This is a genomic window from Terrirhizobium terrae (genome assembly GCF_030323265.1).
Classification (GTDB): domain Bacteria; phylum Pseudomonadota; class Alphaproteobacteria; order Rhizobiales; family Rhizobiaceae; genus Neorhizobium.
This window is the reverse complement of the sequence record NZ_CP104992.1, coordinates 3579502-3595585: the sequence shown is the minus strand read 5'-3', so window position 1 is coordinate 3595585 and position 16084 is coordinate 3579502. Positions and strand designations below refer to the sequence as shown.

Genomic DNA, 16084 nt, shown 5'->3' with positions numbered 1-16084 from the left:
CAATGTCCGGCGGTAGATCGACGATGAGAGAAAATCAGTAAGCACCGAGAGGCGCGGACGAGTCACTAGCAAAGTTCGATAAAACCTAAAATAGCGAAGAATTGCGCCGAGACAAGGGCAGGTCGAGAATATTGAAAGGCCCGCGCGAGGCGGGCCTTTCAAGCATCGGATCTGATGACTGCAATGCTTACTCAGCCGCTTCCGCGTAATCTTCCAGCGGCGGGCAGGAGCAAATCAGATTGCGGTCGCCATAGACGTTGTCGACGCGGTTGACCGGCGACCAGTATTTGTCCACTCGGAACGCACCCGGCGGGTAGCAGGCCTGTTCGCGGCTGTAGGGACGATCCCATTCACCGACGAGGTCTTCCACCGTATGCGGCGCATTCTTCAGCGGGTTGTTGGTCTTGTCCATCCGGCCGTCCTCGATGGCGCGGGCCTCCTCGCGGATCGCCAGCATCGCCTCGCAGAAGCGGTCGAGCTCGGCCTTGGTTTCCGATTCCGTCGGCTCGACCATGAGAGTGCCGGCAACCGGCCAACTCATTGTCGGGGCGTGGAAACCGCAGTCGATCAGGCGCTTGGCCACATCGTCGACCGTGACGCCGGCAGAGGCGTTGAGCGGACGTGTGTCGATGATGCATTCATGCGCCACACGGCCGGCTTCCGACTTGTAGAGCACGTCGTAAGCGCCCTTCAGGCGGGCCGCGATGTAGTTGGCGTTGAATATCGCCACCTTTGTGGCCTGCGTCAGGCCTTCGCCGCCCATCATCAGGCAGTAGGACCAGGAGATCGGCAGGATCGACGGCGAACCGAACGGGGCAGCAGACACTGCACCTTCACGACCGTCCCACTGGGGATGACCGGGCAGGTGAGCGGCCAGATGCGCCTTGACGCCGATCGGGCCCATGCCGGGACCGCCGCCACCATGCGGGATGCAGAAGGTCTTGTGCAGGTTCAAGTGCGACACGTCCGAGCCAATGTCACCGGGGCGCGACAAGCCGACCATGGCATTCATGTTGGCGCCGTCGAGATAGACCTGGCCACCATGCTTGTGGGTGATGTCGCAGATCTCCTTCACCGTCTCCTCGAACACGCCGTGCGTGGAAGGGTAGGTGATCATGCAGCAGGAGAGGTTCGCCGCATGCTGTTCGGCCTTTGCGCGGAAATCGTCGAGGTCGATATCGCCGTTTTCACGCACCTTCACCACCACGACCTTCATGCCGACCATCTGGGCCGAGGCCGGGTTGGTGCCATGCGCGGAGGTCGGGATGAGGCAAACGTCGCGATGCGTGTCGCCATTGGCAATGTGGTAGTTGCGGATGGTGAGCAGGCCCGCATATTCCCCTTGAGCACCCGAATTCGGCTGCATGGAGAAAGCGTCGTAACCGGTGACCTGGCAGAGTTTCGCCGACAGGTCGTCGATCATTTCCTTGTAGCCCAGAGCCTGATCCTGCGGAACGAACGGATGGATATCCGAAAATTCCGGCCAGGTGATAGGCAGCATTTCCGCGGTGGCGTTGAGCTTCATCGTGCAGGAGCCGAGCGGGATCATCGCCCGGTCGAGCGCGAGGTCGCGGTCCGACAGACGGCGGATGTAGCGGGTCATCTCGCTTTCGGCGCGGTTCATGTGGAAGATCGGATGGGTCATGTAATCCGATTTTCTGAGAAGCGCGTTCGGCAGGCGATACTCGACCTCGAAGTCCGAGACCTTGAAGTCGCCGCCAAAAGCGCGCCAGACGGCTTCCAGCGTTGCCGGGCGGGTGCGCTCGTCGAGCGACATGCCGATCTTGGTCTCGCCGACCTTGCGCAGGTTGACGCCTTCCGCGACGGCTGCGCGCAGGACGAGGCCCTGCATATGGCCGACATCGACGGTGATCGTGTCGAAGAACGTGTCCGGCTCGATAGTGAAGCCGAGCTTTTCCAGGCCCTTGGCCATCAGCACGGCCTTCTTGTGCACGGCCTGGGCGATCGCCTTCAGGCCCTGGGGGCCGTGAAAGACGCCGTACATGGAGGCCATGACGGCGAGCAGGACCTGCGCGGTGCAGATGTTCGACGTCGCCTTTTCGCGGCGGATGTGCTGTTCGCGGGTCTGCAGCGACAGGCGATAGGCGCGGTTGCCGCGGGCATCGACCGAAACGCCGACCAGACGGCCGGGCATGGCGCGCTTATGCGCATCCTTGACGGCCATATAGGCGGCATGCGGGCCACCATACCCGACCGGAACGCCGAAGCGCTGCGAGGAACCGATGGCGATATCGGCACCCATTTCACCCGGGGATTTCAGAAGCGTCAGCGCCAGAAGGTCGGCGGCGACGGCCGCAACCGCACCAGTCTGGTGCAGGCGGGAGATCAGGCCGGTAAAGTCACGGACTTCGCCGTTGGTGCCCGGATACTGGAAGATCGCACCGAAGACGTCGACCGGATCGAGATCGGTCATCGGATCGCCGATGACGACAGTCCAGCCGAGCGGCGCAGCGCGGGTTTCGATCAACGCTATCGTCTGCGGATGGCAGGCCTTGTCGACGAAGAAGGCGGTCGCCTTGGTCTTCGCCTGACGCTGGCAGAGCGCCATGGCTTCGGCGGCGGCGGTCGCTTCGTCGAGCAGCGAGGCATTGGCAACATCGAGGCCGGTCAGATCGGAAATCATCGTCTGGAAGTTCAGGAGCGCCTCGAGGCGGCCCTGGCTGATTTCCGGCTGGTAGGGCGTGTAGGCCGTGTACCAGGCCGGGTTTTCCAGGATGTTGCGCTGGATGACCGGCGGCGTGACAGTGCCGTAATAGCCCTGGCCGATCAGCGAGGTCAGGACCTGGTTCTTGTTGGCCGTCTCGCGCAGCTTGTCGAGCGCTTCGCGTTCGGTCAATGCCGCACCCCAGGCCAGCGGGTTCTGCTGGCGGATGGAGGAGGGCACCGTGGCGTCGATCAGGGCATCGAGCGACTTGTAGCCGATGACCTTGAGCATGTCGGCCATCTCAGTCGGCGAGGGGCCGATATGACGCCGGTTGGCGAAGTCATACGGATTGTAGTCGGTAAAATGGAAGTCGGTGCTGTCGTTCATCCGATCAGGTCCTTGTAGGCTGCTTCGTCCATCAGGGCGTCAGCGTCGGCAACATTCTTCAGCTTCAGCTTGAAGAACCAGGCGGCGCCCTGCGGATCGGAATTGACGAGCGACGGGTCGTCGACGATTGCCTGATTGACCTCGGTCACTTCGCCGTCGAGCGGCGCATAGACGTCGGAGGCGGCCTTGACGCTCTCGACGGTCGCGGCATTGCCGTCCTTGGTAAGCTCAGAGCCGACTTCCGGCAGTTCGACAAAGACGAGGTCGCCGAGCTGCTCGGCGGCGTGCGCAGTGATGCCGACGGTGGCGACATCGCCTTCAAGCTTCAGCCATTCGTGTTCAGCGGTAAATTTCAGCATCTTGTTCTCTCCGGAGGGTTTTTAGCGTTTGTAGGTGGGCGTGATGAAGGGCAGGGCGGCGACGGTCATCGGCAGGTACTTGCCGCGCACCTCTGCATAAACAGTGGTGCCGGCGGCAGAATGGCTGACGGGCAGATAACCCATCGCAACCGGTCCTTCGACCGACGGGCCAAAGGTGCCGGAGGTGACTTCGCCGAGTTCCGTATTGCCCTCGGCATCCGCATAGAGTTTGGCGTGCGAACGCACCGGTGCCTTGCCTTCCGGCTTCAGGCCGACACGTCGGCGGGTGGTGCCGTTTGCCAGTTCACCGAGAATGCGCTCGGCGCCCGGAAAACCGCCCTCGCGATCACCGCCGGCCTTGCGCGCCTTCTGGATTGCCCATTCAAGCGAAGCCTCGATCGGCGAGGTCGTGGTGTCGATATCATTTCCGTAGAGACACAGGCCGGCTTCGAGGCGCAGGCTGTCGCGCGCGCCGAGACCGATCGCCTCGCAATCGGGATGGCCGAGCAGCGCCCTGGCGATTTCCTCTGCCTTGTCGGCGGGAATGGAGATCTCGAAACCGTCCTCGCCGGAATAGCCCGAGCGGGAGATGATGCAGGGCACGTCATGCAGCGGCACTGCGCGCACATCCATGAACTTCATGCCCGAAACGCCGGCCCAGAGTTCGGCCAGCACCGCCTGCGCGCGGGGACCTTGAAGCGCAACGAGAGCGCGATCGTCGAGAAGGGTGACGTCGCAATCCGGCATGTTCGCCTTCATATGGGCGACGTCCTGATCCTTGCAGGCGGCGTTAACGACGACCAGCAGATGGTCGCCGCGATTGGTGATCATCAGGTCGTCGAGGATGCCGCCGTTTTCGTCGGTGAAGAAGCCGTAGCGCTGGCGGCCTTCCTTCAGGCCGAGAATATCGACGGGGACGAGCTTTTCCAGTGCGAGTGCCGCGTCCTCGTAGGAACCGGACTTCGCCTTCACGATCACCTGGCCCATGTGGGAGACGTCGAACAGGCCTGCGGCGGTGCGGGTGTGAAGATGCTCCTTCATCACGCCGAGCGGATATTGCACCGGCATGTCATAGCCGGCGAAAGGCACCATTTTCGCGCCGAGCGAGAGATGCATTGCGTGCAGCGGGGTCGTGTGAAGAACCGATTGATCGTCCAAAAGACGCCTCCAGGTTTGGCGGGCCCGGATACCAGGTCGCACGCCGGCTCAATATCTGGCGCGTTTCCGCGCCGTTTCGAGCCCCTCTGTCCTTGTCGCCTGAGATTGTTATCCCTTCGGCGAGCCCCTTGCGGAAAGCTTCTCTCCAGAGTTCCTGCAGTCTTCCCGTGGTCCTTTTGCCTGAGAGTTTCCGGGGCGGTTGCTCCTTCGGCACCGCATCGAAGCGGCTTCTCCCAACGGGTCTGCGGCTCATTATCGTTGGAGCGGTCGCTTTGGCAAGGGCAGAATGTCGCGGCCAACATGATTTCCGTTGCAGAACGGCGGCGAGTTGTTCGGGTTCGGAGCTGGTACGCCTATCTCGGCGCCTTGGACTGGGCGCTCCGGCATCTCTCACCCGGTAAGGTGCAGATGGAGATGACCGTATGCCGGCCGATCGAGAGCGGTGAGGAAGCTTACGACCTGCTGGGTGACCGACGGCGACGACAAGCAATCCTGAAGCAACTGGGCGGTGCCGTGCTCCGGATCTGATCCCGGAAAGACGTTCCAGTCGAAGAGAGGATTTCAGTCTTCCAGATCGCGATAGGCGGCCTCGACCTGGCGGACAGGAATGTGCTGTTGCGGCTGCCGTCCCGCGGTCATCAGTTCGAGCCCGATCGTGACGGCCGGCACCATGGCGTCCAGCGCAAGGGGGTCACTTACGTTCTCGGCACGCTTGGCGTTCTTCTCCGCGTCCGCCTTGACATCCTGCACCTGGTCCTTCACCGAGATACGGCGCGGCGTGCGGAGCGCTTCGATATTCATCGCCGCCGTGTTGGCGGATATGGCTACTATCTGGGTCATCGGCTTCTCTACCTTCGATCTTACAGATTTAAGGTCGGCCTTCTTGTCCGGAATTTAAGCAAAACCGGCGCATTTTAACGAGATGGCGTTTTTCGCCGGATTATCAAGATTTCCCACACCAACGAGTTGAATAGATGATGAATATGCTGATCGTTGCTTTCGGCGGAGCGGTGGGATCGGTCTGCCGATACCTCGTTGGTGCATGGACGCTGCGCCGCTTCGGACCGGCTTTCCCATGGGGAACATTGACGGTGAACATCGTCGGCTGCTTCGCCATCGGCCTTCTCACGGAAGTCATCGCACGGCGGCTGAACGCTTCGCCGGAAATGCGTCTCCTGCTGGTGACAGGCTTTCTCGGCGGTTTCACGACGTTTTCGGCCTTCTCGCTGGATGCATTGGCATTGTTCGAGCGCGGGGCGGCCATGGAGGCCGGGCTCTATATTGCCGCCAGCATCATCATCTCACTGATTGCCGTTTTCGGCGGGCTGGCGCTCGGGCGGGCAATGCTCTAAAGACCGGCCATCACAGAGATATAAGAAAGAGCTTTGATGGCAGGCATCGAGCATATCGCCGTCGAGGCGGACGAGGCAGGCATGCGCCTCGACCGCTGGTTCAAGATCCATTACCCCGGTCTTGGCTTCGGCCCGCTGCAAAAACTTCTCCGGTCCGGACAGGTACGCGTCGATGGCGGCCGCGTGAAGACGGATACGCGCATCCAGCCTGGACAGATGGTGCGGGTGCCGCCGATCGATACCGACATCAAGAAGGGACCGATCGCCGGCAAGGATTTGAAGCATGGCGGTGACTACGAGCTTCTGCAGCGCATGGTCCTGCATGAGGACGACAAGGTGATCGTGCTCAACAAGCCCGCAGGCCTTGCCGTGCAGGGTGGTTCCGGCGTGACCCGCCATATCGACCAGATGCTCGAATCCTGGATCAACCAGAAGGGCGAGAAGCCGCGCCTCGTGCATCGCCTCGACCGCGATACGTCAGGCGTGCTCGTCATCGCCCGTACCCGCGGCGCGGCACAGAAGCTGACCGCCGCTTTCCGCGAACGCGATACCAAGAAGACCTACTGGTCGCTGGTCAAAGGCGTGCCGCGCAAGCGTGAGGACAAGCTTTCCTCATGGCTCGTCAAGGAGCAGACACCGGACGGTGACCGGATGCGGATCGCCAAGCATGGCGAGGAGGGGCAGATCACGCCATCTCCTATTACCGCGTGCTGGAAACCGCAGCCCAGGCGCTCGCATGGCTGGAGATGGAACCCTATACGGGCCGTACCCACCAGCTTCGCGTCCACGCACTCTCGATCGGTCATCCGATCATCGGCGATCCGAAATATTTCGACGATGACATCAACTGGCCGTTCCCGGGCGGCATCCAGAAGAAGCTGCATCTGCATGCCCGCCATATCGACATCCCGCATCCGTCGGGCGGTCGCCTGAAGGTGACGGCGCCGCTGCCGCCGCACATGGTGCAGAGCTGGAACCTTCTCGGTTTCGACATGGAAAACGGCGCAAGGGACGACGACGAATGAAGCTTGTTCTATTCGATTGCGACGGCACGTTGGTCGACAGCGCCGGCCTGATCCACGAGACCATGCGGCGCACCTTCGTCCATTTCGGCAAGCCTGAGCCGAGTTTCGAGGACACGAAGGCGATCATCGGCCTGACGCTCGACATCGCGATCGCTCGCATGCAGGGCAAGCAGCATGTCGATGACGAGGCGGTCGAGATGATGGCCTATTACAAATCGCTGTTTTCTGTGGTCCGCGCCGATCTCGATTATCGCGAACCGCTGTTCGACGGCATTCGCGAACTGATGGACACGCTTGAGGCGCGCGACGAGATCCTTCTCGGTGCCGTGACGGGCAAGTCTCGCCGCGGCCTGGATAGCGTCAAGCAGACCCACGGCTTCAAGTTCATCGCCTCGCGCACCGCCGACGACTGCCCGTCCAAGCCGCATCCGGCCATGGTGACGGAATGCTGCGACGAGACCGGCATGCAGGCGGCCGATACTCTTGTCATCGGAGACGCCGTCTACGATATGCAGATGGCAAAGGCGGCAGGCGCCACCGCGATCGGCGTCTCCTGGGGCTATGCCTCGGTCGAAGAGCTGAAAGCCGCCGGTGCCGACGTCATCGTTAATCATCCGAGCGAGATACTGGCCCATATCGGCTGAGGAATAAAAGCATGCGTGAACTGTTTCCCGATCCGTCCGAGGCGATGAGCCACCCCGACCCGACGCGCCGCGCGCAGATCCAGATGCAGAAGCCGCTGCCGAAGCGTTTCTACACCGAGGTCTCGGTCGTCGAGGGCGAAGAAGGTCAGGCCGTGCATCTCGATGGCCGCCCGGTGAAGACGCCGGCCAAGAATGCGCTTGCCGTGCCGACGTCGCGCCTTGCCGAACTGCTGCGTGACGAATGGGCGAACCAGGTCGAGGTGATCGATCCGCGCACCATGCCGATCACGCGGCTCATCAACACGGCAATCGACGGCGTCGCCACCGAGCCGCAGGCCGTGTTCGAGGACATCCTTCGCTTCTCTTCCAGCGACATGCTCTGCTATCGCGCGGAAAATCCGGAAAACCTCGTGCTCCGTCAGCAGCAACAATGGGACCCGATCCTCGATTGGGTTTCCGAGCAGCATGGCGCGCGCTTCGAACTGATCGAGGGCGTGATGCCGAAGGAGCAGCCGCGGGAGGCAACCGCAGCGTTCTCCTCGGCGCTCCGGAAATACGATACGCCGATCGAGCTTGCCGTTCTCCACACGGTGACAACACTGACCGGCTCGGCAATCCTGGCACTTGCCTTTGCCGATGGCCGTCTCGCCGCCGACGAGGTCTGGCAGCTCGCCCATCTGGACGAAGACTGGACGATCGAGCATTGGGGCACGGATGCCGAGGCCCAGCATCGACGCCAGCAGCGCCAGGATGAATTGCAGGCGGCGACCGCTGTTTTTCATGCCCTGAGGCCCGCCGCTTAAGCCTTCCCTAACCCTAAGACCGCAACATGCAGGCCCGTTGTTCCGGATGCCTGCATGTTGTTTTTCTCATCGCGTATCGCAGCAGTTTCGTTGGCCCTTGTCCTGCTGACGGGTTTCCGCATGCCCGAGAAAGAGGATGCGGCGGAGCGGATGCTCTATGACGTGCGTGGCGCCTTCGTCACCGCCCAGGCGGATGTGCCGCCGGAACTCATCGCCTGGACCGATAGTCTCGTTGATGCCTCCATCCAGGCAACCACGCGTTCCTTCATGCTCCCGCGCGCGATATTGACCGTGAAGATCGGCGAGGCAAAGCGCGTGCCGGCACTTCTCGGCACGCGCTATTCCGCAGCCGTTACCGTCAAGGCCATTTCGGTCGGGGCCGGGGAGCCTATCGCCGAGGGATCGTTCGACATGTCCGTCCTGCGCTTCGGCGAGGAGGGCGCCGACAGAGTGCTGGCGGGAAAGATCGCCGACCGGATCGCTTCGGAATTCCACCTCAAGGATCCGAGACGCAGCGCCGTGCTGACCGCACTTTCGGAAAATCAGCGACACTAGCCACGCTGATCGGTCGCGACAGACACCGCTATATCGCATATCAGCGATCGGTGCCATAAATGTGATTTCTGGCGAATCCAACTCAAGTTTATCGCTGGAGCGCATTGCAACCCGGGAGAGCTAAATGGGTTTCTTCGATCGTCTGGCCGCTTATAGGGACCAAGGTCTCGCGGCCCTGAGAATTATGACTGGCCTGCTGTTCATCGAGCATGGCACGATGAAGCTGTTCGCCTTTCCAGTGCCGCAGGGCGAGGGCGGAAGTCTACCGCCGCTTATCCTTTTTGCAGCTCTTCTGGAATTCGTCGGCGGCATCCTGATCACGATAGGTTTCCTGACACGTCCGGTGGCCTTCATCCTGTCGGGCCAGATGGCGGTTGCCTATTTCATGGCGCATGCGCCGCGCGGCTTCTGGCCGGCACCGAATGGCGGCGAGCCCGCCATCCTGTTCTGCTTCATCTTCCTCTACCTGGTTTTTGCAGGGGCGGGCGCCTTCTCGGTCGATAACCGCAGCAAGATCTGAAGCATTCCGAATGCCCGGCCGGCGGCCAATCCGCCGGCGGGTTCTCCGCGTCAGCGATCAGCCAAGCCGCTCGGCATGCCAGCGCAAATGATCGTCCATGAAGGTGGAGATGAAATAATAGGAATGGTCGTAGCGCTCGTGCATCCGAAGCGTCAGACCGATATCGGTGCCCTTCACCGCTTCTTCGAAAAGCCAGGGCCGCAGTCCGTTTTCTAGGAAACTGTCGGCCTTGCCCTGGTCGATGAGGAATTCGGGGAAGCGGGCGCCATCTTCCACCAGCGCACAGGCATCATACTGCCGCCACGCGGCCTGATCGGCGCCGAGATATTTTTCGAGCGCAGGCGCGGACCAGTCGGCCGTCGACGGTTCGACGATCGGGGCGAAGGCCGAGCAGCTCTTGAAGCGGTCGGGGTGTTTCAGCGCGATCGTCATGGCGCCGTGGCCGCCCATCGAATGGCCGAAAATGCCCTGGCGGCTCATGTCCACGCGGAACTGTTCGCCGACAAGCTTCGGCAGTTCCTCGGTGATGTAGGTATACATGTGGTAATTCTCGGCCCAGGGCTTTTCGGTCGCATCGAGATAGAACCCCGCGCCCTTGCCCATCTGCCAGTTGGTCAGTTCGTCCGGCACGTCATTGCCGCGCGGGCTCGTGTCGGGGCACACGATGATCAGGCCGAGCTCGGAGGCCATCCGGCGATACTCGCCCTTTTCCATGACATTGGCATGGGTGCAGGTGAGGCCGGACAGATACCAGAGGACCGGACGCGGTTCGCTGATCGCCTGCGGCGGCACGAAGACGGCGAAGGTCATCTCGCATTTGCAGGCATCCGAATCGTGGGCAAAGACGCCCTGCATGCCGCCGAATGCGGTGTTCTGGGAGAGGATCTTCATGGCGATCGGTCCTTTCGGGCTTGCGGCTTGATTGAGGTCAGGTCGCCAGCGAGACGACCGCATTGACTGCAGCGGCTACCAGTACCGTGTTGAAAAAGAAAGACACGACGGAATGCAGCAGGTTTATTCTACGCATATCGGTCGCGGTGATCCCGACATCCGATGTCTGCGCCGTCATGCCGATCACGTAGCCGAAATAAAGAAAGTCCCAGCCGCCCGGCCGGTCGGTGCCGGGAAAATCGAGCCCGCCGAGCGAGACACCATCATCCTTCTCACCGGGACGCCAGTAAAGATGCGCGTAATGGACAGAGAACATCATATGGATAGAGAACCATCCGAGGATCACAGCCGCAAAGCCGACCGCGACATCCAGCACGCCGCTCGTCTGTTTGTCGTTCAGGGCTTCGAACAGGGTCACCAGCGCCACAACCGCAGCCAATAGAGTGACGGCCAGGATGATCGGCGCGGGCTCGTCGGTATTCTGCCCGCTCGCCTCAAGTCGATCGGCGTCAAGATTAGGAATCCTGAGCGCCATGAGGCCCAGATAGACGACGAAGAAGAGGATAGCCGTCAGTGCTGCCGCGAGGTCCGGTACTAGCCAGAGCAAAAAGGGCAGGGCGATCACGGCTACGATTGCTGCCATGAAGAATGGCCCGTGGCGGTGATAGCGCCAGCCTGCCGTTCGATGTGAAGTCTTACCGCCGTGATCGTGTGTCGCCATCGACGGCCTCCCAACCGTGCGAAGTCCTATCCGCCTGATTTCGCCCGGCGGCAAAGCCGGTCCAGGGTTTCGAGGAAGGAAGACCGGTCCTTGGCCGAGAAGGCCGCATTGTAGCCCTTGCTTTCACCGGTCTCGCGCAGATGCTGGCCGAGATCGCGCATGGCCGTCGCCATGCCGATATTGGCCTGGTCGAAGACACGACCGGTCGGTCCGGTGACGAATGCACCTGCGGCCACGCAGCGCCCGGCAAGCGGCACGTCGGCAGTCACCACGATGTCGCCGGCGCCGGCACGCTCGGCAATCCAGTCGTCGGCCGCGTCGAAGGCGCCCGACACGATGACGTTCTTCACCATCGGATCACGCGAGGGGCGAAGGCCGGAATTGGCGACAAGCGTCACTTCGAGGCCGTGGCGCTCCGCGACCTTGAGGATTTCCGGCTTTACCGGGCAGGCATCGGCATCGACATAGATCAACGGTATTCGCCTTCTTGCGGTTTAGAGTTCACAGGAAGGCGAATTAGCACATCAAACCGTTGCCGTCGTCTGGTCGTCGACATTTGCGCCGGGGGCATTCTTCTTGATGGATTCGATCGCGGCCATGGCAGAGGCCTTGGCGGTATAGCCTTCGGACGAGAACATGCTCTGGCCGTTATTGGCCTTGAACCGGAACCGGAATTCGCCTGCCTTGTCCTTGTAGACTTCGAACTTATACATGCTCTTTTCCTTTCTTAGCTTCCCATTGGCGAAGATAGATCGAGCATGTCGAATGGCAAGCGAGCCGTTGGCCACATTCGCGGCCATCGGTTGATGTATCAGCCGGCCCGCCTCACCATGTCCACATGGGGAATGCCGTCTTCGAGATACTCTTCCGACGTTGGCTGGAAACCGAGCGAGCCGTAGAATTTCTGCAGATGCGCCTGGGCGGAGATCTCGATCTCTTCGCCCGGATAGATTTTTGCGCATTCGGCGATCGCCTCTCGCATCAATGCCTCGCCGAGACGCTTTCCGCGATGGTCCGGCGATACCGCCACGCGGCCAATGCGGGGAAGAACGTCGGGCGTCGGCCGCCAGAGGCGGGCGCAGGCCAGAAGATCGTCACCGTCGAGAAGCCGTAGATGCAGGCAATCGGGATCATTTCCGTCGAGTTCGGGATAGGCACAGATCTGCTCGACCACGAAGACGTCGACACGCATTTTCAGCATGGCATAGAGGTCGCGTGCGGAAAACTCGTCGAGCCTCCGCACATCGACCGTGTATTCCGTCGCCGGCGTTGAAGGGTCGATACTCAATAGACCACCACGCCGCGGATGCTTTCGCCCGAATGCATCAGCTCGAAACCCTTGTTGATGTCGTCGAGCGGCATGGTGTGGGTGATCATCGGGTCGATCTGGATCTTGCCTTCCATGTACCAGTCGACGATCTTCGGCACGTCGGTGCGGCCACGCGCGCCGCCGAAGGCCGTGCCCATCCAGTTGCGGCCGGTGACCAGCTGGAACGGACGCGTCGAGATCTCCTGGCCAGCGCCGGCGACCCCGATGATCACCGACTTGCCCCAGCCGCGATGGGAGCTTTCCAGCGCCTGGCGCATCACCTTGGTATTGCCGGTGCAGTCGAACGTGTAGTCGGCACCGCCGATCAGGTCGTTGCCGCGCTTCGTCATGTTGACGAGATAAGGCACGATGTCGTCGCCGACCTCCTTCGGATTGACGAAATGGGTCATGCCGAACTTTTCGCCCCAGGCTTTGCGGTCAGGATTGATGTCGACGCCGATGATCATGTCGGCGCCGGCCAGTCGAAGCCCCTGCAGCACGTTGAGGCCGATGCCGCCGAGGCCGAAGACGATCGCCGTCGAACCGATCTCGACCTTGGCCGTGTTGATGACGGCACCGATGCCGGTGGTTACACCGCAACCGATATAGCAGATCTTGTCGAAGGGTGCGTCCGGATTGACCTTGGCGACCGCGATCTCCGGCAGCACCGTGTAGTTGGCGAAGGTCGAGCAGCCCATGTAATGGTGGATCTTGTCCTTGCCGATCGAAAACCGGCTCGTGCCATCAGGCATGACTCCTGGCCCTGGGTCGCACGGATGGAGGTGCAGAGATTGGTCTTGCGCGAGGTGCAGGAATAGCATTCGCGGCATTCCGGCGTGTAGAGCGGGATGACGTGGTCGCCCTTCTTCACCGAGGTGACGCCCGGGCCGACATCGACGACGATGCCTGCCCCCTCATGGCCGAGGATGGCCGGAAAGAGGCCTTCCGGATCGGCACCCGACAGCGTGAAGTCGTCGGTGTGGCAGATGCCGGTCGCCTTGACCTCGATCAGCACCTCGCCGGCACGCGGGCCGTCAAGCTGGACCGTCATCACTTCCAAGGGCTTGCCTGCCTGTACGGCGACTGCGGCGCGGACATCCATCGTGTCTCTCCATTATCAATCAATTAGAATCTGCGCGGACTTTTGCACGGTCCGGCGGATCAGCTCAAGCCGGAACCGGACGTGTTATGCCGCAAAAAGACGTCAGCCGATCACGCTTCGATCAGCGGCACATGCGGAGCAGCCTCGCGCGGCATGCGCCCATCGAGGCGGGGGTCATCGCAGACCTCGACCATGAAGGCATAGGGCCTGAAGCCGGAGCGCTGATAGAAGGCGAGGGCGGCGGGGTGGTCAAAATTGCAGGTATGAACCCAGAAGCGGGCGATCGGCCTCGACCACGCGTGTTCGATCGCAGCGTTCATCAGCACGCGGCCGGAGCCCTGGCCGATCGCTTCCGCGACGATACCGAAGAAGGCGATCTCGCACTCTCCTCTTCGCGAAAATCGAGTTCGAGAAGTCCGAGACGACGCGCGCCGTCAGTCAGCACATAAACTTCGACCAACGGGTCCCCAATGATCGCCCGCAACTCCTCGTCCGGCATGATGAGGCGGGACACCCAAAGCCACTCCTCGCCGACGCGCCGGTAGAGATCGCGATAATCGTCCAGCGATGGCTCGGCCCAGCGCTCGACCCTCAGCCCGGTTTCCGGCGGCTGCGGACGCGCCGGGGGCGGCCATGCATTTCAAGGCAGGTGACCATGTTGGCGAGCTTGCCCGCAGGGATCGGGGAATAGCCGAAGGGAAGCGTGGGATTCGAGGTTTTCATGCAGCCTTTGGACCGCGTCACGCGGATGATGTCAATCGATCCGACGAAAGGTTCCTGTCCGCGAAAATAGCTTACTCAGACGAATTGCGGATGGTGCGACGGCGCAGGCTCGGGCATACGGAACCAGGGGCGTCGGCGCAACCTCGCCGCTCCCCGCCCTCCGGTGACATGTTCCATGACGTCTGCCCAGCCGGGATGGTTGTCGCGGCCTTCCACAAGACCGTTGATCATCTGCAGGATCGAGGCCTCCAGTGGAGACAGCGACAGGCGCCCGTCGTCAACGGCACCTCTCAGAATCCGCCAGACATAGGCGATGTCATGGCCTGCAATGCCGTCGCGATAAGGACGACCATTGCGATAGGCGCTGACCGGCGTGTCACAGAGCGCAAGGCGCAATTGATCCAGCGCGAAGGCGGACAGTATTTCAGGACAGGAAACGGCACGCTCCATGGCGTGCAGCAGGAATTCGAGATGCAGCGGATCCTCGATCGCACCGTCAAGCGCCAGTGTCTGGATCAGCCATGCGGATTTCAGCGCATCGATGCTGCCATGCGGGGAGATGCCATCGACAATGAAGTCGCTCAGGGTCTCGATGAAATAGACAGGCCACTCCTCGCAGCGCTCCGGGCACATCTCGTTGAGCGCCAGCATCAGCAGGGCGTCGTCATAGGTCGTCACCCCCTCCGCAAATGTGTATTTGCGCAGGATCAGGAAATCATGCCTGTCGATGCGGCCCTTTCCGGCGATGACGCATGCCGGAAAAGAAAAGCGGATACCGCCCATCTGTCTCTCCGTTTCATCATGAAACTGGATATGGGCCATAAGGGGCAGAAGTTGAGGGCAAGCAAAGGAGCGCGGTTAACGCCTCCTAGCCAACCGGCGGTTCGGCTGCCAGCTGTTTCACCCTGGCACGCTCGCGCCAGATGATGAACAGGCCGGATGCGACGATGATGGCTATGCCGAGCCATTTCGACAGGGTTGGAAAATCGGCAAACAGAAGATAGCCCAGCACCGTCGCCGAGATGATCTCGAAATACTGGAAGGGTGCGAGCAGCGACAACGGCGCCATGCGGAAGGCGCGCACGACCAGAAGATGGACGTAGCCGGATATGCTGCCGAGGATGACAAGGAGCAGCAGGCCCATGGACGACGAGGGCAGGGAGGCTTCGAACTCGACCGGATAGACGAAATGGCCGAGCAGCAGTCCCACCGTCATGAACAGCGTGCCGCCGACACCGGCGACGAACTGCATGGTGAGCGGCAGATCGGCGTCGCCGATCGCACGATTGAGGAAGAGGTAGAGCGTGTAGAGAAAGGCGCAGACGACGGGCAGAAGTGCCGTCCAGCCGAAGATCGCATAGCTCGGCTGGATGACAATCATCGCGCCGCCGAAGCCGATGACGATTGCGAGCCACCTTCGCCAGCCGACTTTTTCGCCGAGGAACAGCGCCGACATCATTGTCAGCATGAAGGGTTCGACGAAATAGATGGCGAAGACATCCGCCAGCGGCATGTATTTGACCGCCATGAAGAACATCAGGCTTGCCGCCGCATGCAGCGCGCCGCGCAGGAGGTTCATGAAGGGCCGCTTGCCGCCGCGCAATGCGCCCGGCACGAAGAAGGCGATGGGAAGAAGCGCCAGGAACTGGAAGAAGAATCGATAGAAGGTCACCTGGCCGGGCGACATGGTCTCGAAGGTCGCCATGTATTTGGCGATCGCGTCCATCATCGGCAGCACGACCATGCAGCCGGCCATGATCGCCATGCCCTTGATCGGGTTCTGCGGGGAAGAATCGGGCATCGGCGTCACTCTTTGAGGCTCGATTCCTTCAATCACAGGCGACCGACCGGTTCAAGCCGAGCGGCAACA

Annotated in this window: 19 protein-coding genes, 2 pseudogenes and 1 riboswitch; of the genes and pseudogenes, 7 read left to right on the top strand and 14 right to left on the bottom strand. The window is 61.5% G+C overall.

Going from position 1 to position 16084, the window contains the following annotated elements:
* Positions 1 to 187: 187 nt before the first annotated feature.
* From gcvP to gcvT, 3 genes are read right to left on the bottom strand one after another with little or no spacing between them, the layout of a single operon-like run.
* Complete coding sequence (gene gcvP / locus N7E02_RS25750) at positions 188 to 3052, bottom strand: aminomethyl-transferring glycine dehydrogenase (protein ID WP_286580556.1); 2865 nt, start codon at positions 3050 to 3052, stop codon at positions 188 to 190.
* Positions 3049 to 3411, bottom strand: coding sequence for a glycine cleavage system protein GcvH (gene gcvH, locus N7E02_RS25745; protein ID WP_286580555.1), 363 nt, complete (start codon positions 3409 to 3411; stop codon positions 3049 to 3051). The genes gcvP and gcvH overlap by 4 nt, the downstream gene beginning before the upstream one ends.
* 21 nt (positions 3412 to 3432) lie before the next feature.
* Positions 3433 to 4527 (bottom strand): glycine cleavage system aminomethyltransferase GcvT, encoded by a 1095-nt coding sequence (gcvT, locus tag N7E02_RS25740; protein ID WP_374730747.1) that lies wholly within the window; start codon positions 4525 to 4527, stop codon positions 3433 to 3435.
* A gap of 200 nt (positions 4528 to 4727) precedes the next feature.
* Positions 4728 to 4816: riboswitch (glycine riboswitch) on the bottom strand.
* Between the two features lie 53 nt (positions 4817 to 4869).
* Here gcvT and N7E02_RS25735 point away from each other — a divergent pair.
* Positions 4870 to 5097 (top strand): hypothetical protein, encoded by a 228-nt coding sequence (locus N7E02_RS25735; RefSeq protein WP_286580553.1) that lies wholly within the window; start codon positions 4870 to 4872, stop codon positions 5095 to 5097.
* Positions 5098 to 5130: 33 nt separating this feature from the next.
* Here the strand turns inward: N7E02_RS25735 and N7E02_RS25730 are convergent, their stop codons facing one another.
* Positions 5131 to 5409 carry a hypothetical protein gene (locus N7E02_RS25730; protein ID WP_286580552.1) on the bottom strand — a complete coding sequence of 93 codons (279 nt, stop codon included), beginning with the start codon at positions 5407 to 5409 and terminating at the stop codon, positions 5131 to 5133.
* Between the two features lie 134 nt (positions 5410 to 5543).
* On the opposite strand from N7E02_RS25730, the gene crcB reads away from it, so the two are divergent.
* The 6 genes and pseudogenes from crcB (at position 5544) to N7E02_RS25700 (ending at position 9468) form a co-directional block, all read left to right on the top strand.
* On the top strand, positions 5544 to 5921 hold the full coding sequence (crcB, locus tag N7E02_RS25725; RefSeq protein ID WP_286580551.1) for a fluoride efflux transporter CrcB: 378 nt from the start codon (positions 5544 to 5546) through the stop codon (positions 5919 to 5921).
* Positions 5922 to 5957: 36 nt separating this feature from the next.
* Positions 5958 to 6946, top strand: a pseudogene (locus N7E02_RS25720) (RluA family pseudouridine synthase).
* Positions 6943 to 7590: an HAD-IA family hydrolase gene (locus N7E02_RS25715; RefSeq protein WP_286580550.1), complete on the top strand. Its 648-nt coding sequence runs from the start codon at positions 6943 to 6945 to the stop codon at positions 7588 to 7590. Before N7E02_RS25720 ends, N7E02_RS25715 begins: the two are co-directional and overlap by 4 nt.
* Before the next feature lie 11 nt (positions 7591 to 7601).
* Positions 7602 to 8393, top strand: coding sequence for an ATP12 family chaperone protein (locus tag N7E02_RS25710; protein WP_286580549.1), 792 nt, complete (start codon positions 7602 to 7604; stop codon positions 8391 to 8393).
* Positions 8394 to 8447: 54 nt separating this feature from the next.
* Positions 8448 to 8948: a hypothetical protein gene (locus N7E02_RS25705; protein ID WP_286580548.1), complete on the top strand. Its 501-nt coding sequence runs from the start codon at positions 8448 to 8450 to the stop codon at positions 8946 to 8948.
* A gap of 124 nt (positions 8949 to 9072) precedes the next feature.
* Positions 9073 to 9468, top strand: a complete 396-nt coding sequence (locus N7E02_RS25700) for a DoxX family protein (protein WP_286580547.1) — start codon at positions 9073 to 9075, stop codon at positions 9466 to 9468.
* A 57-nt stretch (positions 9469 to 9525) separates the two neighbouring features.
* Here the strand turns inward: N7E02_RS25700 and fghA are convergent, their stop codons facing one another.
* The 10 genes and pseudogenes from fghA to N7E02_RS25655 all read right to left on the bottom strand — a co-directional run bounded on the left by fghA (position 9526) and on the right by N7E02_RS25655 (position 16015).
* On the bottom strand, positions 9526 to 10359 hold the full coding sequence (gene fghA / locus N7E02_RS25695) for an S-formylglutathione hydrolase (protein WP_286580546.1): 834 nt from the start codon (positions 10357 to 10359) through the stop codon (positions 9526 to 9528).
* A gap of 37 nt (positions 10360 to 10396) precedes the next feature.
* Entirely contained in the window at positions 10397 to 11080 is a 684-nt protein-coding gene (locus tag N7E02_RS25690; RefSeq protein WP_286580544.1) for a DUF1345 domain-containing protein, read from the bottom strand.
* A 26-nt stretch (positions 11081 to 11106) separates the two neighbouring features.
* The gene (locus N7E02_RS25685) at positions 11107 to 11553 is read right to left on the bottom strand and encodes a YaiI/YqxD family protein (protein ID WP_286580540.1); all 447 of its coding nucleotides are present in this window, start codon (positions 11551 to 11553) and stop codon (positions 11107 to 11109) included.
* A 51-nt stretch (positions 11554 to 11604) separates the two neighbouring features.
* Positions 11605 to 11793, bottom strand: coding sequence for a YegP family protein (locus tag N7E02_RS25680; RefSeq protein WP_286580538.1), 189 nt, complete (start codon positions 11791 to 11793; stop codon positions 11605 to 11607).
* Positions 11794 to 11891: 98 nt separating this feature from the next.
* Positions 11892 to 12368 (bottom strand): GNAT family N-acetyltransferase, encoded by a 477-nt coding sequence (locus tag N7E02_RS25675; RefSeq protein WP_286580537.1) that lies wholly within the window; start codon positions 12366 to 12368, stop codon positions 11892 to 11894.
* Positions 12365 to 13491: pseudogene (locus N7E02_RS25670) on the bottom strand (S-(hydroxymethyl)glutathione dehydrogenase/class III alcohol dehydrogenase). Before N7E02_RS25670 ends, N7E02_RS25675 begins: the two are co-directional and overlap by 4 nt.
* Before the next feature lie 110 nt (positions 13492 to 13601).
* A complete protein-coding gene (locus tag N7E02_RS29930) occupies positions 13602 to 13838 on the bottom strand; it encodes a GNAT family N-acetyltransferase (protein ID WP_353622930.1) in 237 nt (78 codons plus the stop codon).
* Positions 13811 to 14005 carry a hypothetical protein gene (locus tag N7E02_RS29925; protein ID WP_353622852.1) on the bottom strand — a complete coding sequence of 65 codons (195 nt, stop codon included), beginning with the start codon at positions 14003 to 14005 and terminating at the stop codon, positions 13811 to 13813. Before N7E02_RS29925 ends, N7E02_RS29930 begins: the two co-directional genes overlap by 28 nt.
* 284 nt (positions 14006 to 14289) lie before the next feature.
* The gene (locus tag N7E02_RS25660; protein ID WP_286580535.1) at positions 14290 to 14997 is read right to left on the bottom strand and encodes a hypothetical protein; all 708 of its coding nucleotides are present in this window, start codon (positions 14995 to 14997) and stop codon (positions 14290 to 14292) included.
* A gap of 85 nt (positions 14998 to 15082) precedes the next feature.
* Positions 15083 to 16015, bottom strand: coding sequence for a DMT family transporter (locus N7E02_RS25655; protein ID WP_286580534.1), 933 nt, complete (start codon positions 16013 to 16015; stop codon positions 15083 to 15085).
* Between the last annotated feature and the right edge of the window lie 69 nt (positions 16016 to 16084).